19 protein-coding genes are annotated in these 20,393 nt (G+C 59.1%); 13 read left to right on the top strand and 6 right to left on the bottom strand.

From position 1 onward, the window contains the following. Positions 1 to 7: 7 nt before the first annotated feature. The 3 genes from gyrB to dnaA all read right to left on the bottom strand — a co-directional run bounded on the left by gyrB (position 8) and on the right by dnaA (position 5,233). Positions 8 to 2,497 (bottom strand): DNA topoisomerase (ATP-hydrolyzing) subunit B, encoded by a 2,490-nt coding sequence (gene gyrB, locus KIG99_RS10045; RefSeq protein WP_226460040.1) that lies wholly within the window; start codon positions 2,495 to 2,497, stop codon positions 8 to 10. 40 nt (positions 2,498 to 2,537) lie between these two features. Then, positions 2,538 to 3,644 carry a DNA polymerase III subunit beta gene (gene dnaN / locus KIG99_RS10040; RefSeq protein WP_226441779.1) on the bottom strand — a complete coding sequence of 369 codons (1,107 nt, stop codon included), beginning with the start codon at positions 3,642 to 3,644 and terminating at the stop codon, positions 2,538 to 2,540. Positions 3,645 to 3,853: 209 nt separating this feature from the next. Next, entirely contained in the window at positions 3,854 to 5,233 is a 1,380-nt protein-coding gene (dnaA, locus tag KIG99_RS10035) for a chromosomal replication initiator protein DnaA (protein WP_226460039.1), read from the bottom strand. Between the two features lie 234 nt (positions 5,234 to 5,467). Here dnaA and rpmH point away from each other — a divergent pair, with 234 nt between their 5' ends. Genes rpmH through mnmE form a run of 5 tightly spaced genes read left to right on the top strand, consistent with a single transcriptional unit; the run spans position 5,468 to position 9,224 of the window. After that, positions 5,468 to 5,602 carry a 50S ribosomal protein L34 gene (gene rpmH, locus KIG99_RS10030; RefSeq protein WP_011289924.1) on the top strand — a complete coding sequence of 45 codons (135 nt, stop codon included), beginning with the start codon at positions 5,468 to 5,470 and terminating at the stop codon, positions 5,600 to 5,602. Positions 5,603 to 5,619: 17 nt separating this feature from the next. Continuing rightward, the gene (gene rnpA, locus KIG99_RS10025; RefSeq protein ID WP_226460038.1) at positions 5,620 to 5,988 is read left to right on the top strand and encodes a ribonuclease P protein component; all 369 of its coding nucleotides are present in this window, start codon (positions 5,620 to 5,622) and stop codon (positions 5,986 to 5,988) included. Then, positions 5,988 to 6,197 carry a membrane protein insertion efficiency factor YidD gene (yidD, locus tag KIG99_RS10020; RefSeq protein WP_226460037.1) on the top strand — a complete coding sequence of 70 codons (210 nt, stop codon included), beginning with the start codon at positions 5,988 to 5,990 and terminating at the stop codon, positions 6,195 to 6,197. The genes rnpA and yidD overlap by 1 nt, the downstream gene beginning before the upstream one ends. Before the next feature lie 30 nt (positions 6,198 to 6,227). Beyond that, positions 6,228 to 7,874, top strand: a complete 1,647-nt coding sequence (gene yidC / locus KIG99_RS10015; protein WP_226460036.1) for a membrane protein insertase YidC — start codon at positions 6,228 to 6,230, stop codon at positions 7,872 to 7,874. A gap of 3 nt (positions 7,875 to 7,877) precedes the next feature. After that, positions 7,878 to 9,224, top strand: coding sequence for a tRNA uridine-5-carboxymethylaminomethyl(34) synthesis GTPase MnmE (gene mnmE / locus KIG99_RS10010; protein ID WP_226460035.1), 1,347 nt, complete (start codon positions 7,878 to 7,880; stop codon positions 9,222 to 9,224). A gap of 315 nt (positions 9,225 to 9,539) precedes the next feature. Here the strand turns inward: mnmE and KIG99_RS10005 are convergent, their stop codons facing one another. Continuing rightward, positions 9,540 to 10,178 (bottom strand): DUF2726 domain-containing protein, encoded by a 639-nt coding sequence (locus tag KIG99_RS10005; RefSeq protein ID WP_226460034.1) that lies wholly within the window; start codon positions 10,176 to 10,178, stop codon positions 9,540 to 9,542. Between the two features lie 145 nt (positions 10,179 to 10,323). Here KIG99_RS10005 and KIG99_RS10000 point away from each other — a divergent pair, with 145 nt between their 5' ends. Genes KIG99_RS10000 through KIG99_RS09965 form a run of 8 tightly spaced genes read left to right on the top strand, consistent with a single transcriptional unit; the run spans position 10,324 to position 18,649 of the window. After that, entirely contained in the window at positions 10,324 to 11,970 is a 1,647-nt protein-coding gene (locus tag KIG99_RS10000; RefSeq protein ID WP_226460033.1) for a B12-binding domain-containing radical SAM protein, read from the top strand. 38 nt (positions 11,971 to 12,008) lie between these two features. Beyond that, the gene (locus KIG99_RS09995; protein ID WP_226460032.1) at positions 12,009 to 12,656 is read left to right on the top strand and encodes a hypothetical protein; all 648 of its coding nucleotides are present in this window, start codon (positions 12,009 to 12,011) and stop codon (positions 12,654 to 12,656) included. Between the two features lie 38 nt (positions 12,657 to 12,694). After that, positions 12,695 to 14,032, top strand: coding sequence for an NAD(P)/FAD-dependent oxidoreductase (locus tag KIG99_RS09990; protein WP_226460031.1), 1,338 nt, complete (start codon positions 12,695 to 12,697; stop codon positions 14,030 to 14,032). After that, entirely contained in the window at positions 14,032 to 15,057 is a 1,026-nt protein-coding gene (locus KIG99_RS09985) for a chorismate transformation enzyme, FkbO/Hyg5 family (RefSeq protein WP_226460030.1), read from the top strand. The genes KIG99_RS09990 and KIG99_RS09985 overlap by 1 nt, the downstream gene beginning before the upstream one ends. Continuing rightward, positions 15,057 to 15,899: a MipA/OmpV family protein gene (locus tag KIG99_RS09980; RefSeq protein ID WP_226460029.1), complete on the top strand. Its 843-nt coding sequence runs from the start codon at positions 15,057 to 15,059 to the stop codon at positions 15,897 to 15,899. Before KIG99_RS09985 ends, KIG99_RS09980 begins: the two co-directional genes overlap by 1 nt. Further along, a complete protein-coding gene (locus KIG99_RS09975; RefSeq protein ID WP_226460028.1) occupies positions 15,892 to 16,680 on the top strand; it encodes a lysophospholipid acyltransferase family protein in 789 nt (262 codons plus the stop codon). The genes KIG99_RS09980 and KIG99_RS09975 overlap by 8 nt, the downstream gene beginning before the upstream one ends. Next, complete coding sequence (locus tag KIG99_RS09970; protein WP_226460027.1) at positions 16,670 to 17,428, top strand: glycosyltransferase family 2 protein; 759 nt, start codon at positions 16,670 to 16,672, stop codon at positions 17,426 to 17,428. Before KIG99_RS09975 ends, KIG99_RS09970 begins: the two co-directional genes overlap by 11 nt. 21 nt (positions 17,429 to 17,449) lie before the next feature. Then, complete coding sequence (locus tag KIG99_RS09965) at positions 17,450 to 18,649, top strand: cation:proton antiporter (RefSeq protein ID WP_226460026.1); 1,200 nt, start codon at positions 17,450 to 17,452, stop codon at positions 18,647 to 18,649. A 9-nt stretch (positions 18,650 to 18,658) separates the two neighbouring features. On the opposite strand, the gene KIG99_RS09960 is transcribed toward KIG99_RS09965, so the two are convergent. Together KIG99_RS09960 and KIG99_RS09955 are read right to left on the bottom strand one after the other, a co-directional pair. Beyond that, positions 18,659 to 19,090, bottom strand: coding sequence for a PaaI family thioesterase (locus KIG99_RS09960; RefSeq protein ID WP_226460025.1), 432 nt, complete (start codon positions 19,088 to 19,090; stop codon positions 18,659 to 18,661). Between the two features lie 19 nt (positions 19,091 to 19,109). Further along, a complete protein-coding gene (locus KIG99_RS09955; protein ID WP_226460024.1) occupies positions 19,110 to 20,321 on the bottom strand; it encodes an MFS transporter in 1,212 nt (403 codons plus the stop codon). Positions 20,322 to 20,393: the final 72 nt, after the last annotated feature.

Below are 20,393 nucleotides of genomic sequence, written 5' to 3'. Positions count from 1 at the left end.
AAATTACTTAAATATCGATCCGTGCATTCAAGGCATTGGTTTCGATAAACGCCCGTCTTGGTTCGACCAGCTCGCCCATCAGGGTGGTGAAGATCTCGTCAGCGGCGATCGCATCATCGATCTGCACGCGCAGCAGGCGGCGCACCTTGGGATCCATGGTCGTTTCCCAGAGCTGATCCGGATTCATTTCGCCCAGACCTTTGTAGCGCTGCTTGCTGATACCGCGCTCGACATCGGCCAGCAGCCACTTCATGGCGTCGCCGAAATTGGTCACGGTGAATTTCTTCTCGCCACGCGCCATGAAGGCGCCGGCACCAAACAGATCAGCCAGGGTTTCTGCGGTACGGCGCAGTTGCATGAAGTCACCGGAAAGCAGCAGGTCTTCATCGATCAGGCCGACCTTGAGGTTGCCATGGTGAATCTTTTCGACGCGCAGCGTCCAGCGTTCCTGGATGTCGTCGTAACGCGGCACGACACGGATTTTGCCGTCGAGATGCTTGGTCAGCAGTTCGGCACTGGTGGTGGCACCGGCTTCGCTGCTCAGATCGAGCTTGAGGTTGTGCTGAACGAGCGACTTGAGGACCAGCGGATCAACCAGATGCGAAACCCGTTCGATGACTGCTTCGGTCAACAGCCAGGAACGGGCCAATTCCTCGAGGGCCGCACCGACAATCGGCTCGGCACCGGCACGCGGCGTCAGGCTGGCTTCGTCCATCGCCATGCGCAGCAGGAACTGGTGATATTCCTGATCGTCCTTGAGGTAACGCTCGGTCTTGCCGTGCTTGACCTTGTACAGCGGCGGCTGGGCGATATACACATAGCCGCGGTCGATCAGCTCCGGCATCTGGCGATAGAGCAGCGTCAGCAGCAGGGTACGGATGTGGGCGCCGTCAACGTCCGCGTCAGTCATGATGATGATGCGGTGATAACGCAGCTTCTCGATTTTGAACTCGTCCTTGCCGATACCGGTGCCAAGCGCCGTGATCAGCGTGACAATCTGCTCGGAGGAAATCAGCTTGTCGAAACGGGCCTTCTCGACGTTGAGCACCTTGCCGCGCAACGGCAGGATGGCCTGGAACTTGCGGTCGCGACCCTGCTTGGCGGAGCCGCCGGCGGAGTCGCCCTCGACCACGTACATTTCGCAGAGGGCGGGATCCTTTTCCTGGCAGTCGGCCAGTTTGCCGGGCAGGCCGATACCGTCTAGCACACCCTTGCGGCGCGTCAGTTCGCGCGCACGGCGGGCGGCCTCGCGGGCCCGCGAGGCTTCGACGATCTTGCCGGTAATGATCTTGGCGTCGGCCGGACGTTCGAGCAGGAAGTCAGCGAGCTTCTGGGCAACGACTTCTTCGACGGCCGGGCGGGCTTCGCTGGAAACCAGCTTCATCTTGGTCTGCGAGGCGAACTTGGGATCGGGCATCTTGACCGACAGCACACAGGCCAGGCCTTCGCGCATATCGTCGCCGGCGATCTCGACCTTGGCCTTCTTGGCGATTTCGTGTTCGTCGATGTACTTGTTGATCACCCGCGTCATCGCGGCGCGCAGGCCGGTCAGGTGGGTACCACCGTCGGATTGCGGAATATTGTTGGTGAAACAGAGCACCTGTTCCTGGTACGAATCGTTCCACTGCATGGCCACTTCGACGCCGATGGTGACACCGGTATCACCGACCTTGGCTTCGCCGGCCGAGTAGAAAATACTCGGATGCAGGACGCTCTTGCTGCGGTTGATGTATTCGACGAAGCTCTGCACGCCGCCGGCAAAGGCAAAATCCTCTTCCTTGCCGGTCCGCTGGTCGATCAGGCGGATACGCACGCCATTGTTGAGGAAGGACAGCTCACGCAGGCGCTTGGCGAGAATTTCGTAGTGAAACTCGATGTGCTCGAAGATTTCCTCGTCGGCGAGGAAGTGCACTTCCGTACCCCGCTTCTCGGTTTCACCAACCACCTTGAGCGGCGAGACTTCGATGCCGTCACGCACTTCGATGACACGGTCAACAGCATGGCCGCGGCAGAATTCCATCGTGTGCTTCTTGCCATCGCGGCGGATGGTCAGGCGTAGCCACTTCGACAGCGCATTGACGCAGGACACGCCGACACCATGCAAACCGCCCGACACCTTGTAGGAGTTCTGGTTGAACTTGCCACCGGCGTGCAGTTCGGTCAGCGCGATTTCGGCCGCCGAGCGCTTCGGCTCGTGCTTGTCGTCCATCTTGACGCCAACCGGAATGCCCCGGCCGTTGTCGGTAACGCTGATCGAGTTGTCGGTATGGATGGTGACGACGATATCGTCACAATGCCCGGCCAGTGCTTCGTCGATCGAGTTGTCCACAACCTCGAACACCAGATGGTGCAGGCCGGTGCCATCGGAAGTGTCGCCGATATACATGCCCGGACGCTTGCGGACGGCTTCCAGCCCTTCGAGAATCTGAATGCTGGATTCGCCATAGGCCGGCGAGCCGTCCTGCGGGGTGTTGATCGGCGTGTTTTCTTCGCTCATTGCATGTGTTCCACGTGAAACTGGTCTTTAGATACAGGGCTCAAATACGCATCGGCATGACAACGTACTTGAATCGCTCATTGCCCGGTACGGTAATCAGCGCGCTGGAGTTGGCATCGTTGAAACTCCACTGGATTTCTTCGGTGTGCACGTTGTTGAGCACATCCAGCAGATAGCCGACATTGAAGCCGACATCGATGACGTCGCCGGTGTATTGCACTTCGATTTCTTCCTGAGCCTCTTCCTGCTCGGCATTGGCGGCGATCAATTTCAGGCTATTGTCGCCCAGAACCACGCGCACGCCGCGGAATTTTTCGTTGGTCAGAATGGCGGCACGGCTCATCGCCTGCATCAGGATCTGACGACCGACCGTCATGTGATTCTTCAGGGTTGCCGGCACAACACGCTCGTAATCCGGGAACTTGCCGTCGATCAGCTTGGAAACCAGAACCACCGAGCCAAACGAGAAACGGACCTGATTCGAGGTCAGTGAAATATTGAGCGGCTCGTCGTTGTCGACCAGCAGGCGATTCAGTTCGAGCACCGTCTTGCGCGGCAGGATCATTTCCTGACGCGGCAGATCGGCTTCGATCTCGACGCTGGCGTAAGCCAGACGATGACCGTCGGTGGCCACGGCACGCAATTCCTTGCCTTCGACCAGCAACAGCAAGCCGTTCAGGTAATAACGAACGTCCTGGGCGGCCATGCTGTACTGGGTCTTGCCGAGCAATTGGCGGAAAGCTTTTTGCGTGATCGAAAACTGCTTGGTTTCGCCTTCGGTCATCGTCATGCGCGGGAAGTCGTCAGCCGGCAGGGTCTGCAGGCTGAAACGGCTCTTGCCGGCACGTACCTGCAGACGCTTGTCTTCGAGGACAAGACTGACTTCCGAGGTATCGGGCAAGGAACGCAGGATTTCCTGCAACTTGCGTGCGCCAACCGTTACGGCGCCATCACCTTCGCTGCCGGCACAATCGGTTGCCGTGGTGATCTGGATTTCAATATCGGTAGCAAGCAGGGTGAGACGGTCGCCCTTCTTTTCCAACAGCACGTTGGAAAGAATGGGAAGCGTATGACGCCTTTCAACGATCCCCGATACGGACTGTAAAGGGGCCAAAAGCGTGTCTCTATGGGTTTTAATAAGAACCATAAATTAAATTCCTAAGTAGACTATATCGGGAACTACTCTGTGGATAACTAAAAATTAATCTTTAACATCAACAAACTAACGCAGTTTTTACGCTCTGCAGAAAGCTCTGAATTGCCTGTGGATGAATTCTGGACAATTTTCCCATAAACCGGGAATCAACAGATGATCCACAAAGCATGGACAGCTTTCCCACAGACTTACTAACAGCCTTATCCTTTCAACACCTGCAACAACACATGCAGGTCGTGATTCAGTTCGCTTTCCTTGAGGCGCAGGGAATCAATCGTTTTTACCGCATGGATGACGGTTGTGTGATCACGTCCGCCAAAAGCGTCACCAATTTCCGGAAAACTGTGCGAAGTCACTTCACGACATAACCACATTGCCGCCTGACGCGGCCGGGCAATGGCACGCGTCCGCTTTTTCGAGAAAAGATCGGCGACCTTGATCTTGTAATAGTCGGCCACCGTCTTCTGGATGTTGTCCATACCGACATTGCGTACCGAACCGATCAGATCCTTCAACGCTTCCTTGGCCAGGTCGAGGGCAATGATGCGACCGTGGAAGGAAGAATAGGCGAGCACCTTCTTGAGGGCACCTTCGAGTTCGCGCACGTTGGAGCGCAGATGTTTGGCAATGAAGAAAGCCACTTCGTCGTCGAGCTGCAGGCCTTCCGCTTCCGCCTTCTTCTTCAGGATGGCGACGCGCATTTCCAGTTCCGGCGGCTCGATCTGCACGGTCAGACCCCAGTCGAAACGAGTCACCAGGCGGTCGTCGAGGCCGTTGATATCCTTGGGATAGGTATCGCAGGTGATGATGATCTGCTTGCGAGCTTCGATCAGCGCATTGAACAGGAAGAAGAATTCTTCCTGCGAGCGGTTCTTGCCGTTGAAGAACTGCACATCGTCGAGCAACAGCACATCCAGCGTCCGGTACATGCGCTTGAAGGTGTCGAAGGACTTTTGCTGATAGGCGCGCACGACGTCCGAGTAGTAATCCTCGGCATGCACGTAGCGCACGATCTTTTCCGGGTTTTCGGCAAGGATGGTGTTGCCGATCGCGTGAATCAGGTGGGTCTTGCCGAGACCGGCGCCGCCATAGATGAACAGTGGGTTGTAGGCACCACCAGGATTGTTGGCCACCTGCACGGCGGCGGCACGCGCCAGGTCATTGGCCTTGCCGACTACCAGATTGTCGAAGGTGAATGACGAAAAGAGGCGCGACTTCTCGTAGTTGCCGCTCTTGCTGCGCGGTTTCTCGGTGCTGCCGGAAACGACAGAAGAAATTTCGCTTTGTGCAGCACTGTTCGGATTGATCCGGTTTTCCGGACGGGCACTACTTCCCTTGTTGCTGATGACCAAGGTAATGCCGGTGGGAACCGAGAAGAAGCTATGGCTGTACTCTTCGATACGGCTCAGGTAACGATCCTTGACCCACTTCATGATGAAGCCGTTCGGTGCAATCAGGCGCAAGCCTTCTTCTGGCGCATTTTCACCTTCAAGCCGCAAAGGCTTGATCCAGGTATTGAATTGCTGCGCGGGCAATTCCTGCTCAAAACGGAGCAAACAGGATTCCCAGAAACCGGCCATGGATTGCGATACCCCTTTTCCGCTTGCGACGAGCATCGCAAATCCGGAATTAACTAATTGATTTATTGTGTTAATCAATAACAAAATAGGCGGCTTGAAGGCCGCCATCAGAGGCAGGATTCTACCTCTCATCCACAAAGTTATCCACAGCTTTATCAAATAATTGATCTTGACAACGCCCCCATAAACGCGGTGTAATCATGCGTTTTTCTAAGCACATCAAGGGATTACCAAATGAAACGCACGTATCAACCTTCGGTCGTGCGCCGCAAGCGCACCCATGGCTTCCTGGTTCGTATGCGCACCAAGGGTGGCCGTGCAGTTATTGCTGCTCGCCGCGCCAAGGGCCGCACACGTCTGGCTGTTTAAACCGGACGTTCGGCGAGGTGGAACAAACCTTCGCCAGACGCTATCGCCTGACAAAAACGGATGAGTTCTCATCCGTTTTTGGTTTCAGGAAGGCTATTCGCGGCAAGTTGCTGATGCTGCACTATCAACCAAGAGCAAGTGGTTCAGACGATCCACGGCTCGGGGTGGTGGTTGCCAAAAAATTGCTGAAACGATCGGTTGACCGTAACAAAGTCAAACGTATCATTCGCGAACAGTTTCGCTGTCAGAGGGTAAATCTGCCGGCATGCGATCTGGTGGTCCGGCTTGCAGTCAAGCCTGCACCACTTGATGGCAAACTGCTGGCCAGTGATTTTCTTGCTCTGATTGACAAACTGCGACGGCCCCGGCCGAAGCGGGAAGAATAATGAAACGCCTGTTGCTTGGCCTTATCAAGGTCTATCAATATGCGATCAGCCCCTTGTTGGGGCGACGCTGCCGTTATTTTCCGAGTTGCTCGGAATATGCGGCAGAAGCCGTACAGAAACACGGTGCCATCAAGGGTGGCTGGCTGGGCGCAAAGCGCCTCTGCCGCTGTCATCCCTGGCATCCCGGTGGGTACGATCCGGTACCCTGAGATAAGTAAGCTTGATTATGTAGGCAGTTCATGGACACTCGTCGCCTGATTCTGGTTTTGATCTTCACGTTCTCGAGCTTCATGCTGTGGGAAAACTGGCAGAAGTACAACCAGCCGAAGCCGGCCGAGGCCGTTGCGGCAAATGCGGCCGCCGGTGCTGCGCCGACGCCTTCTGCTGCCTTGCATGCCGGTTCCGTGCCCGGCGCACCGGTGGTCGCGCCGGCGGCAACTGTTGCGACGGCTGAAACCTTCACCATCACTACCGATCTGGTCAAGGCGACCATTTCTTCCGTAGGTGGTGATCTGGTTGAACTTGAACTGCTCAAGTACAAGGCACATGAAGACAAGGAAAAAACCTTCCAGCTCTTCGAGGCCACGCACCAATACGCTGCGCAGAGTGGTCTGACCGACGGTCTGCCGTCGCACCGCTCCATCTTCAAGCGTGTTGCCGGGCCAAGCAGCCTGGCTGAGGGTTCCGATGAACTGAAGGTGCGTCTGGAAGCTGCAACTACCGACGGCATCAAGGTTGCCAAAATCCTGACTTTCAAGCGCGCTTCCTACAGCATCGATGTCGCCTGGGAAATCACCAATGGCAGCGACAAGGCTTTCGCACCGCATGCCTACTTCCAGCTGCAGCGTGACAATGTCAGCCCGGCCGGTGAAACCAAGATGGTTTCGACGTTTACCGGGCCGGCTGTGTATACCGAAGCCGACAAGTATCAAAAAATCAGTTTTGACGACATCGCTGACAACAAGGCCAAGTTCAACAAGACGGCTGATAACGGCTGGCTGGCCATGGTTCAGCACTATTTTGTCGCCGCACTGGTACCCAAGGACAAGACGCCGCATGAGTTCTACATGCGCAAGATGGACGGCAGCAATGTCTTCCAGGCTGGCGTGATCGTGCCGGTTGCCGAAATTGCGCCGGGTGCCAAGGGTGAAACCTCGGTTACTCTCTATGCCGGCCCGCAGGAACAATCCGCACTCAAGCAGGTAGCGGCCGGCCTTGATCTGGTCGTCGACTACGGCTGGCTGACCATGGTCGCCGCACCGATTTTCTGGGCCCTGCAGGCAATTCACAGCCTGGTCGGCAACTGGGGCTGGGCGATTGTCGTGCTGACCATCATCATCAAGGCCATCTTCTTCCCGCTGTCGGCTGCTTCCTACAAGTCAATGGCAAAAATGAAGGTTCTGACGCCGCGTCTGATGCAGCTCAAGGAGCGCTTTGCTGACGACAAGCAGCGTCTGAATCAGGAAATGATGAAGATGTACCAGACCGAAAAGGTCAATCCGCTGGGGGGCTGCCTGCCCATCCTGGTCCAGATTCCGGTCTTCATCTCGCTCTACTGGGTACTGCTCGGTGCCGTCGAGATGCGCGATGCGCCCTGGATCCTGTGGATCAAGGATCTCGCCTCGGCTGACCCCTACTTCATCCTGCCGGTCATCATGATGGCTTCGATGTTCCTGCAGACCAAGCTCAACCCGACGCCGCCGGATCCTATCCAGGCCAAGGTGATGATGGCCATGCCGCTGATCTTCGGTGTCATGTTCTTCTGGTTCCCGGCCGGTTTGGTGCTTTACTGGGTCGTCAATAACGTGCTTTCCATTGCCCAGCAATGGCACATCACGCGCGCCATCGACGCCGGCGGCAAGGCTGCCAACGATCCGAAGGCCTAAGGTGTGAATCACGACACCATCGCTGCCATCGCCACGGCCCCCGGTCGTGGCGGGGTCGGCGTCATTCGCATCTCGGGCAGCAATTTGCTGCCCTTTGCTTTTTCGCTGACCGGCAAGACACCGAAGCCACGTTACGCAACGCTGGCCGACTTCAAGGCCACCGACGGCAGCAGCATCGACAGCGGCCTCCTCCTGTTTTTCCCCGATCCGCACTCGTTTACCGGTGAGGATGTGCTTGAACTGCAAGGCCACGGCGGGCCGGTCGTCATGCAGATGTTGCTCGCCCGTTGTCTCGACCTCGGTGCCCGCCTCGCGGAACCCGGCGAATTCAGCCGCCGCGCCTTCCTTAACGGCAAGCTCGATCTGGCCCAGGCCGAAGCGGTTGCCGACCTGATCGATGCGGCGACCACCAGCGCCGCCCGCTCGGCCGTACGTTCGCTGCAGGGTGAGTTTTCCAAAGCCATTCATGGCCTGACCGACGAACTGATCAACCTGCGCATGCTGGTCGAGGCAACTCTCGATTTTCCCGAGGAAGACATCGATTTCCTCAAGGCCGCCAATGCCTTTGGCCGGCTCGAAGACCTGCAGTTTCGCCTCGCCGGAATCTTCGACCGGGCCGGCCAGGGCAAGCTCCTGCAATCGGGCCTGCACGTCGTGCTGGCCGGCCAGCCCAACGTCGGCAAGTCATCGCTGCTCAATCGCCTGAGTGGCGACGATCTGGCCATCGTCACGCCGATTGCCGGCACGACGCGCGATGCCTTGCGGTCGACCATCCAGATTGAAGGAATTCCGCTCCACATCATCGATACCGCCGGCCTGCGCGAGACCGAGGATGAAGTTGAAAAGATCGGTATCGAACGCAGCTGGCGCGAGATCGAGCGCAGTGACGTCGTATTGTTGCTGGTTGATGCGAGAACTGGCGTCGGTGAAGCAGACCGCGAAATTCTGGCGCGTCTTCCCGAGCGTCTGCAACGCATCACGATCTACAACAAGATCGATCTGGCGGGCCGCGCTGCAGAGCGTCATGAAGAACCCGGCGGCATTGCCATCTCGCTGTCGGCCAAGGCCAACAGCGGCATCGAACTGCTCCGCCAGGAACTGCTGCGGATTGCCGGCTGGCATCAGACCGAAGATGTCTTCATTGCCCGCGAACGGCATCTGCGTGCTCTTGCCCTCGCCCAGGAGCATCTGGCAGCAGCACGACAGGTTGTGGAGAGCCCCCTACCCGCGCTCGAACTGTTTGCCGAAGAACTGCGCCTGACGCAGCAGGCGCTTGGCGAAATTACCGGTGAATTCACAGCGGACGATCTGCTCGGCGTTATTTTCAGCCGTTTTTGCATCGGTAAATAAGGCATTTTTTGCCTTTTTTACCGGTCGACCGTGTAGCCGATGGCCTTGTTGATAAGCCTGTGGAAAAATTGTCAGGCGAATGTGGATAAAAGTTGAATATCCCCGGATGGCAAAAACTGTCCAGAATTCATCCCCAGGCTATCCGCAGCTTTCAAGAAACGAAAAAAATCGTTCAAGCACCTGTAATAATTGAATAATTCAGACTTATCCACAGAACTGTTACTGAGATAGTATTAGTCTTAGCTTTATATATAGTTCTTATTAAAGACAGTACAGTCGCGCATTTTGGCAAAAGCACGACTGTTGAAAACAGCCTTAGCTTCTTTCCTTTTCTAGCCGATTGCGGCTGATGATGGCATCGGCGATCTCACGACTGATTGCATCTGCATCCGGAAGCTGGTTGGGACGGAAAACGATCAACGGAATGCCCAGGCTTTCGAGAGCCGTTTGTTTTTCCTGTTCACCGTGATTTTCTCCAGCGGGTGTCGGCCAGGCCAGTTCGATTGCGGCAACGATGCCAAAATCGGCACCGCAGACCACAAAGTCCACGCTACGACCTGACATGCCACGCAAGCGCTGGGCATCAACCCTGCCCCGCAACAGGGCAAGCTGCGCAACACCAACCTGGGCAAAAACACGCATGTTGGGCATGGCTTCAAGCAGGCGGATATAGAGTTCCTGTTCGGCATCGTTCAACAGCCGATATTGACGCTTCGGACGCTCAAGCAGACGGGTTTCCGGATCAAGTTCGAGTTGGCGCTGCTGCGGCCGACGTTCGCGGCTTTGTTTGAGCCCCAGGTCGATAGCGGTCGATTCCGGATTTTCGGAATTGCGTCCGCGAAATATCAAAGCGATACCACCGGCGACGCCGGCAGCAATCAGTCCAATTGTCAAAGCATCCATGTCAGAAAATCCGCCTGTTTTTATGGTCGTAATAATGGCATGAAACGCCATTATTGGCTGAATTGGCGGATCATTTTATGAATTATGAATTTTCGCTGCAGCTTTGCGCATGCAGTATTCGGCAATACTTTTGCCGGAACTCAATCGGGATGGTTTTTTCTAATAAAATCCAGCCACTTCGCCCAAGGAACAGTCCATGCGCATTACGCTCGTTCATCCCGCCGGTTTCAATTTTGTGCCTGGTCAGCCCGATTTTTCGGTACTGGCCAATCGCATGCCGCCGATCGGGATCATGCAGCTCGCTTCCTGGCTGGAAAAATTTGGACATAGTGTCCAGCTGCACGATTGCCTGGGGCCTTATGCACCACCGACGATTACCGAAAATGCCGAAATCGTGCTCGCCACCGATCCGGAAATGGTCGGTTTTTCGGCGACCACCTCCGGTTTCATGGATGCCGTCGAGATTGCTACCTATATCCGCGAGCGCCGGCCCGAGATCAAGATCGTTTTCGGCAATGTTCATGTGTCCTCGCTGGGCGCGCCCATCCTCGAACATTTCCCGGAAATCGACTACCTGGTGATGGGTGAAGGTGAAGGTGCTCTGCTCGATCTCGCGGACGGCAAGCCGCTGGCCGAAATCGGCAACCTGATCTGGCGCAACGAGCAGGGCAAGATCGTCGTCAATCCGCGCCGCGACCGCATCCTCGATCTCGATGAACTGCCCTTCCCGGCTTACGAGAAGCTGGCCGGCTTCCCGCATGCCTACCACCTGCCGCTGTTCGCCTATGAAAAGCGCTACGGTGCAACGATGATCACCTCGCGCGGTTGTCCCTACACCTGCTCATTCTGCGACCGCACGGTGTTCGAGCGCCTGTACAAGACCAACTCGGCGCAATACACCTACGACCACATGAAGTACCTGCGGGACAACTTCGGGGTCTATCACATCAACATGTACGACGACCTGTTCACGGCCAAGAAGCAGCGCGTCATGGATCTCTGCCAGTTGCTGATCGACAAGCCGCTCGGCGTGCAGTGGAATTGCGCCATCCGCACCGGCCATACCTCGGACGAAATGCTCGCCCAGCTCAAGAAAGCCGGCGTGCTGATGGTTTCCATGGGCGTCGAATCGGCCGATCCGGCGATGATGGAGCGCCACAAGGCCGGCGTCACGCTTGACGCGGTACGTGACACGGTGCGTCAGATCCACGCGGCCGGCATGCGTGCCAAGGGCCTGTTCATTTTCGGCATGCCCGGCGAAACGCCGGAAACCGTCAAGGTGACCAGCGATTTCATCCTCTCGCTCGAACTCGACGAGATGAACATGACCAAGTTCAGCCCGTTGCATGGCGCGCCGATCTGGGAAGAATGCGCCAGCCAGGTGTCCGGCGATTTCATCGAGGACTGGCGCCTGATGAACTGCCTGAATTTCGTTTTCCTGCCGCACGGTTTCAAGTCGCGCGAAGAGATGGACGCGCTGTACAACTGGCACGTCAAACGCTTTTACGACAGCAAGGGCTACCGCCGGCGTTTTGCCAAGCGCCTGTGGCAACACCGCTGGAGTCTCTGGCATGTCGTCAAGCACTTGCCGGAAACCATCGCCGCGGCGCGTTATTTTAGTTCCAACAAGGAGCAGCTGGAAAAGGCCAAACGCGAGTTCAGGCTGCATCCGCGCCAGCCGCTCGGGCTCAAGCCTTTCCTGAGCAAGGATCTGCTGGTGGACAACATCGTTTCGATGTCGCCGGTCAAACTGTCGCGCCGCGAAGCGATGAAGGCGATCATTCCGCTGATTGAGGAAGGTACGTCCTGTTGTACGCCGCCGTCCTTGTCGACAGCGGTATAATCGCCGGCTACTTCGCTGGGGATACGGGGGGTATCGACATGAGAAGAACAAGCATTTTTGCCTATTTTTGCGGGTTGACCGTGCTCGCCGCACTTGGCAGCCTGAGCGCCTGTGGCGGCAATTCGGGCGAAACCAAACCGGACGATGCCAAGCCGACGGCCCAGGCGAAAAAGACGGAAACCTATGTGCGCAGCGGTTATGCCTGCTGCAACCTGCACTATGACGGCGACTGGATCAATGACGCCAATCTGGCGCAACTGCCGTTCATCGCCGCGGGTACGCCGATCAACGTGAAGAAGATCGACGGTTACCGCGCCTACGTCGAGATTAATGGCAAGCCGATGCGGCTTGGTCTGGACTATGGCCGGGTCCAGGAAACGACCGAGCAATGGGTAAACAAGCTGGTCGTGCTTGATGATCCGAAGTTGAAAATCGCCAAATTTGCGCCGTTGACCCGCAAGGCCATCGAAGAAGGCAAGCTGCTGCGCGGCATGAGCAGGGAACAGGTCATCATGGCGGTCGGGCATCCGCAAACCAATGAAAATCCGAACCTGAACGGCCCCTACTGGCGTTACTGGTGGTCGAGCTTCGGCCCCTATTACGTCTATTGGGCCAAGGGTACGGTAAGCAAGATTGACGGCCATTCGGAAACGGTTGGCTACATGACGTACAAAGCCAAAAAATAAACTTCGCGACCACAGAGATACTTCGGGGGAATGGTTTGATGGAACAGCAGGCGAAGGATATCGAACGTCAGGAATGCGACGTTCTGGTGATTGGTGGCGGCCCGGCCGGAACGACGGTGGCGCCGTTCCTGACCGAAAAGGGCTACAAGGTGGTGGTGCTGGAAAAGGCCCGCCATCCGCGTTTTCACATTGGCGAATCGCTGTTGCCGGCCAATCTGCCGCTCTTCGAGCGGATGGGCATTGCCGAGGAAGTGAAGGCGATCGGCATGGTCAAGCCGGGCGCCGAATTCGTCTCGCCGCATCACGACATGGCGCAGTGCTTCGAATTCGCCGATGCCTGGGACAAGTCGATGCCCTATGCCTATCAGGTCAAGCGCGACGAGTTCGACACCATCCTGATCCGCAACGCCGAGAAGAAAGGTGTCGAGGTGCATGAAGGCTGCAAGGCCAAGGCCGTCGATTTCCTGCCCGACAACAGCGGTGCCATCGTGCGTGCCCTGCACGACGACGGCCGTGAATCGGAATGGAAGGCGCGCTTCGTGGTCGATGCTTCCGGGCGCGACACCTTCCTCGCCAACCGTTTCCAGATCAAGCACCGCAATCCGAAGCACAACAGCTCGGCAATCTACGGCCACTTTGCCGGCGCCAAGCGCCATGACGGCCAGGCGGCCGGCAACATCACCATCTTCTGGTTCGAGCACGGCTGGTTCTGGTTCATTCCGATGATGAACGACACGACCAGCATCGGCATGGTGACCTGGCCCTACTACATGAAGACCATTGGCGACCGTAACATCGAGCAGTTCCTGATGGACGGCATCGCGATGTGTCCGGCGCTGGCCGAGCGTCTGAAGGACGCCAAGCTGGTCAACAAGGTCGAGGCAACCGGCAACTTCTCCTATGTTTCCGAACGCAATCACGGTCAGAACTACATGCTGCTCGGCGACGCCTACGCTTTCATCGACCCGGTGTTCTCGTCGGGCGTGCTGCTCGCCATGAACAGCGGCGTGATCGGCGCCGAGGCAATCGATACCTGCCTGCGCGAGCCGGCCAGGGCGGCGGCGGCGCTGAAGCGTTTCGATGCACTGATGAAGCACGGTCCGAAGGAGTTCTCGTGGTTCATCTACCGCGTGACTAACCCGATCATGCGTGACTTCTTCATGTATCCGAAGAACATTTTCCGCGTCAAGGAAGCCCTGCTTTCCGTGCTCGCCGGCGACATTTTCGGCAAGACGCCGATCTGGCGTTCGATCCTGATGTTCAAGGTGCTTTATTACATCGCCAACATCATCCAGCCAAAACGCGCTTTCATGGGCTGGAAACGTCGCAACTTCAATATTCGGCCGGTGGAAGTTCCCGCCGTCTATAACGCCTAGTGAATCTGCAGCTTTTTACCGGTCTACCGCTCCAGGATCTGCCTTTTGCCGCCAGCGGCGAGGCGGATCAGGTGCTGGGCGGCGTCTGGCTGGGGGCTGCCCGGCCGCTGCGCCCGCCGGTCTGGCCGGTGCAGGCGATTGCGACGCCGGTGCTGGGCACCGGCAGTGCCGGCATGCAGGAAATCTGGCGTTGCAACGAAGCCTGTACGGCCGGCAAGTTTGAAGGCATCGCCTGGCGCCGCGCCGGCAATCTGCTCTACGGCGTGATCGACCTCGACGAAGCGGCATTTTCGCCTGTCTTGCCGGGTTCACCGTTGCAGGCTGCCAGCCAGGAAGCCTACCGGCGGATTTTCCGCCTCCTCGAAGCGGAAGGTCTGCCGCATCTGTGGCGGGTCTGGAACTATCTGGCCGGGATCAACCAGGAGGTCGACGGGCTGGAGCGTTATCGCCAGTTCAACATCGGTCGCCAGGACGCCTTTCTCGAATATGCCCGTGGTTCCACCGGCAACGTGCCGGCTGCCTGCGCCATCGGCCTGGCCAGCGGGCCCTTGTCGATCGCCTTCATGGCCGGGCGCGAGCCCGCCGTGCCGGTCGAGAATCCGCGCCAAGTCAGCGCCTACAATTACCCGAGCGAATACGGTCCGCGCAGCCCGACCTTTTCGCGCGCCGCACTGGTCTATCCGCCGGCGCAGGAAGTCCTGTTCATTTCCGGGACGGCCAGCATCGTCGGGCATCAGACCGTGCATTTGGGCGATCTGTCCGGGCAGTGCCGCGAATCGATGGCCAACATCGCCGCGGTGCTCGGCGAGGCCAACCGCTTGTGCCGTTCGTCTTCGTTCAAGCTGGATGAGTTGTCCTACCGCGTTTATATCCGCCATGCGGCCGATTTCCTGGCGGTCAGGGAAGTGCTGGATGATATCGTCGGCAGCACTGCCGAAATTGTTTACGTGCAGGCAGACATCTGCCGGCACGATCTGTTGCTGGAAATCGAGGCGATGGCCTCGCACACGCTGGGGAGCTGCTGATGCGCACGATCGTCAAAACCACCGGGGCGGCGCTGGCCACCCTCCTTGTTGCGACCAGCGCCGTACAGGCAGCCGAGGAACGGCCGCTCTGGGAAATCGGTGCCGGCGTCGCCGCCCTGAGCTTCCCGGCCTATCGCGGTTCCGACCAGAGCAACAATTTCCTGATGCCGGTGCCGCACTTCAGCTACCACGGCGATTTTCTCAAGGCCGACCGCCAGGGCATCCGCGGCAGCTTCTTCGATTCCGACCGGCTCGACCTGACGGTCAGCATGGCTTTGTCGGCACCGGCGAGCAGCGAGGACATCACGGCGCGCAAGGGCATGTCCGATCTCAAGGGCAGTTTCGAAATCGGGCCGCAAGTCGATGTCACGCTGTGGCGCTCCGAGAACCGTGCCCGCTTCGTCAAGCTGCTGCTGCCCTTGCGCACCGCGATCACCCTCGAAGGTTCGCCCAAGGATATCGGCTGGGTTTTCCATCCCAAGCTGAACATGGACATCACCGACCTGCCCGGCATGCCGGGCTGGAATCTCGGCATGCTGGCCGGGCCGCTGTTCGGCGACAAGCGGCAGCATGCCTACTACTATTCGGTCGACACGCAATACGCGACGCCGGATCGCCCGGCCTATGAAGCGAAAGCAGGTTATGCCGGCATGCAGTACCTGGTTGCCTTCTCGAAGCGCTTCCCGAAATACTGGATCGGCAGTTTCCTGCGTTACGACAACATGAGCGGCGCGACCTTTGAAGACAGCCCGCTGATGCGCAAGAAGGACTATGTCGCCGGCGGCATCGCAATCACCTGGATTCTTGGTGAATCGTCGACGCGTGTGATGGTCAATGACTGATCAGCGACCGGTGGGCAATCCGCTGTGGATTGCCTACGAGTATGTCGCCATGGTGGTCGGCCTTGCTTCGCTGGCCCTGCTTTGCCTGCTCTGGTTGCCGTTCGCGATGCTGCTTTATCCCCTGTTGCCGCGCCGGCTCGGCCAGCCGCTCGGGCGGCGGATGATTTCGCACGGTTTCCGTTTCTACCTGCACCTGCTTGAACGCCTGTGTACCTGCCGCTTCGACCTCACCGAGCTGGATGCGCTGCGTGACCAGGGCCCGCTCATCCTGGCCGCCAACCACCCTTCCCTGCTCGATGCGGTGATGGTCGTCTCGCGTCTGCCCAATGCCGTCTGCGTCATGAAGGCGGCGCTGATGGACAACATCCTGTTCGGCGCCGCGGCCCGTCTCGCCCGCTACATCCGCAACAACGCACCGCTCGAGATGATTCTCGGCGCGCGCGAGGAGTTGCAGGGCGGGGCCCACCTGGTGATCTTTCCGGAAGGAACGCGCACCACGAATTTCCCGCTCGATCCGTGCACGCCGAGTACCGGCCTGATTTCGAGCCGTACCGGCATCCCGGTGCAGACCCTGCTCATCGAATTCTCGACGCCTTACCTCGGCAAGGCCTGGCCGCTATTCCGTCGTCCGGTATTGCCGCTTGCCTGTCGCATCCGCCTCGGTCGGCGTTTTGCTCCGGTCGCTGATGTCGTTGCCTTTAGCGGCGAACTCGAAAACTATTTCCGGCAGACGCTGGAAATGCCCCCTGAAAACCCGTCGACCATCCGCCATGCCGTCTGAAGCCTCCACCAGCCACCTCGTCCTGATTCCCAGCTACAACCCCGGTCCAAAGGTCCTCGCCACGGTGCGTGCCGCACTGGCGCAGTGGTCGCCGGTCTGGGTCGTGGTCGACGGCAGTACCGACGGCAGTGCCGAGCAATTGCAGGCGCTGGCCGGCGAATGTCCCGGCCTGCGCGTCATCGTGCTGCCGGAAAACCGCGGCAAGGGTGCCGCCGTGCTCGAAGGCATCAGCCAGGCTGCCGCGGCCGGCTTCACGCACGCGCTGACCATGGATTCCGACGGCCAGCACCCGGCCGATCTGATTCCCGCCTTCATGGCCGCCTCGCAGCGCCTGCCCGGCCACATGGTGCTCGGCAAGCCGGTATTCGACGCCGATGCGCCGGCGCTGCGCGTCAACGGGCGCAAGGTCTCGAACGGCTGGGCCAACCTGGAAACGCTGTGGATGGGTATCGGCGATTCGCTGTACGGTTTCCGCGTCTATCCGATTGTGCCGCTGATGCGCATCATGCACCGCAACCGTTTCATGCGCCGCTTCGACTTCGATCCGGAAGCCGTCGTCCGCCTGTGCTGGGCCGGCGTCAAGCCGCTCAACATCGATGCGCCGGTGCGCTATTTCCGGGCCGACGAAGGCGGTGTCTCGCATTTCCGCTACCTGCGCGACAACACGCTGCTGACCTGGATGCACACCCGGCTCTTCCTCGGCTTTGTCGTCCGCCTGCCGCTGCTCATCGTGCGCCGCATTTTCTGACTTTTTCACCGGTCGACCGCCATGAATACCACCGAAGTCTTCCTGATCGCGATGAGCATCATCTTCACGGTGCCTTACCTGATCTGGCGGGTTGGCCGTACCGAGTACTACGCGCCGCTCGTCGTCGTCCAGATCATCACCGGCATCCTGCTCGGGCCGGGCGTGCTTGGCCGCTTCTTCCCCGATTACTACGCCTTCGTATTCACGCCGGCCGTCATCCAGTCGCTGAACGGCATCGCCTGGTGGGCGGTGATGCTCTTCGTCTGCATTGCCGGCATTGAACTCGACCTGCGCAAGGCCTGGGAACATCGTCGCGAGAGCGGTATCACGGCCGGGTTGGCGCTCGGCACGCCGCTCGTCTTCGGCTGCCTCGCCGCGCTCTTCCTGCTGCTGAGCGATGGCTGGATGGGGCCAAAAGCGATGACCTGGCAATTCGTGCTCGGCGTCGGCATGGCCTGCGCAGTAACCGCGCTGCCCATCCTGATCCTGTTGATGGAAAAGCTGGAAATCCTGCGCCAGCCGATCGGCCAGCGCATCCTGCGCTACGCCAGCGTGGACGACATCGCGATCTGGGGGGTGCTGGCGATGATCCTGATGGACTGGGAACGGGTCGGCAAGCAGCTCGCCTTCCTGCTTGCCTTCATCGTGCTCGGCTTCGCCTTCCGCAAGCTGATGACCTGGCTGGCCGAGCGCGACCGCTGGTATGTCGCGCTGATCTGGCTCGCCGTCTGTGCCTTCGGGGCCGACTGGTCGGGGCTGCATTTCATGGTCGGCGCCTTCCTGGCCGGTGCGGTCATGGAAGCCGAATGGTTCGATCAGGAAAAAATGGACCTGCTTCGCCACCATGTGCTGCTGGTGATTATGCCGGTCTTTTTCCTGTCGACCGGTCTGCGCACCAACTGGAGCATGGGCGGCGAAGCGGTCTTCGTTGCCGCCGGCCTGCTGCTCTTTGCCTCGGTGACCGGCAAGCTGCTCGGCATTCAAATCGCTGGCAAAATCCTCAAGTGGCAGCCGGGCGAGGCTTCGATCATCGGCTGGTTGCTGCAGACCAAGGCCCTGATCATGATCATTTTCGTGAACATCCTGCTCGACAAGAAAATCATCACCAGCGAGGCGTTTACCGCCCTGCTGCTGATGGCGGTGGCCAGCACCATGCTCACTGTGCCGCTGGTCGCGCCCAAGCTGGCGCGCCTGCGCGAAATCATCTTCCGCGCCAAGTGAACCGCTGGCTCAGCCTTTCGGCCAGAGAATCATCTGCGTGCAGCGAAACAGCGCCAGTTTGCGGCCACTGGCTGCATCGCTGACCACGGCATCCCAGACCTGCGTCGTCTTGCCCAGATGCTGCGCGGTGGCGACGCAGACGATACTGCCTTCGCGCACCGTCGCTAGGTGGTTGCTCTTCAGCTCGATGGTGGTGAAGGACTGCGCGCCGGCCGGCAGGTGGGCGATGGTGCCGTAGCCGCAACTGGTGTCGGCGAGTGCGACGATACTCGCCGCGTGCAGAAACTCGTTGGGCGCGACATGCAGTTTCTTTACCGGCATGCGCGCATGCAGCACGCCCTGTTCAATGCTGACGACCTCAATACCGAGATAGCCGGGCAGGTATTCGTCGCCGCGCCGGTTGAGGATTTCCGGCGTCACTTCGGGGTGGAGCTGGCTCATGCTTTTCCTTTCGGGATGATCAGGCGGTCGCCGGGCGGACGACCGGGGCTTCGCGGATTGGCAGATTGACCAGTGCTGCGAGCGTCGCCAGCGCCATGTCGGCGTACCACATCCAGGTGTAATCACCGTATTGCGTGATTGCCAGGCCGCCCAGGTAAGCCCCGAGGAAGCCGCCGATCTGGTGCGACAACAGGGTCAGGCCGAACAGGGTGCCGAGATAGCGGATGCCGAACAGCTTGCCGACGATGGCCGCGGTCGGCGGCACGGTAGCCAGCCAGGTGAAGCCGAGGCCGGCGGCGAACAGGTAGTAGGTCCATTCGGTGCGCGGCGCCATCAGGTAAAGCGCGACGAGTACGGCGCGCGAGCCGTACATCGCCGCCAGCACGTACTTGCTGCGGTACTTGGCGACGCAGGAACCGGCATACAGGCTGCCGAAGATGTTGGCCAGGCCGATGATCGCCAGCGACCAGCTGGCCACCGAAGGCGGCAGGCCGCACAGATTCACTTCGCCCGGCAGGTGGGTGACCAGGAAGGCGATGTGGAAGCCGCAGGTGAAGAAGCCGGCATGCAGCAGCCAGTAACTGCGGTCGGCGAAGGCTTCGCGGATGGCATTCTTCAGGCCGCCGTCCGGCGTCGCGTGCTGGATATGCACCTTTTCGCCGGCGGTCAGCTTGCCGACCAGCGGCAGCGCACTCAGCGTGATCAGGGCCAGGGCCCACATCGTGTTCATCCAGCCGATGCCCTGGATCAGCTTCTGCAGCACCGGCGCAAAGACGAACTGGCCGAAGGAGCCGCCGGCATTGATCACGCCGGATGCCGTGCCGCGCGCCTCAAGCGGCAGGCGCTGCGCGGCGGCGCCGATCAGCACGGAAAAGCTGCCGGCGCCGGAACCCATGTTGGCGAGAATGCCGAGCGTCACGATCAGGCCGAAGCCGCTGCCCATGAAGGGAGTCAGCGCGCAGCCCAGCGCCATCAGCAGGATGCCGGCGATCAGCACGGCACGCGGGCCGTAGCGGTCGGCGACGGCGCCGGCGACGGGCTGGATGGCGCCCCAGGTGAACTGGCCGACGGCAAGTGCCAGGCTGATCGAGGCGATGCCCAGACCGGTCGACGCATCGAGCGGGGCAATAAACAGGCCGAAGGACTGGCGGCCGCCCATGGTGATCATCAGGATGCCGGCTGCAGCGAGCGTGGTGAGCAAGACTTCGGGCTTGGCGAGGGTGCGAAACATGAACAATTTTCCGAAAAAAGCAGCCCGCAAGCAGGCTGACGAAGATGGCATACTATAGTCGGCTAAAACATA

The sequence above is a fragment of the Quatrionicoccus australiensis genome (genome assembly GCF_020510425.1).
Taxonomy (GTDB): Bacteria; Pseudomonadota; Gammaproteobacteria; order Burkholderiales; family Rhodocyclaceae; genus Azonexus; species Azonexus australiensis_A.
This window is presented reverse-complemented; position numbering and strand designations above follow the sequence as displayed.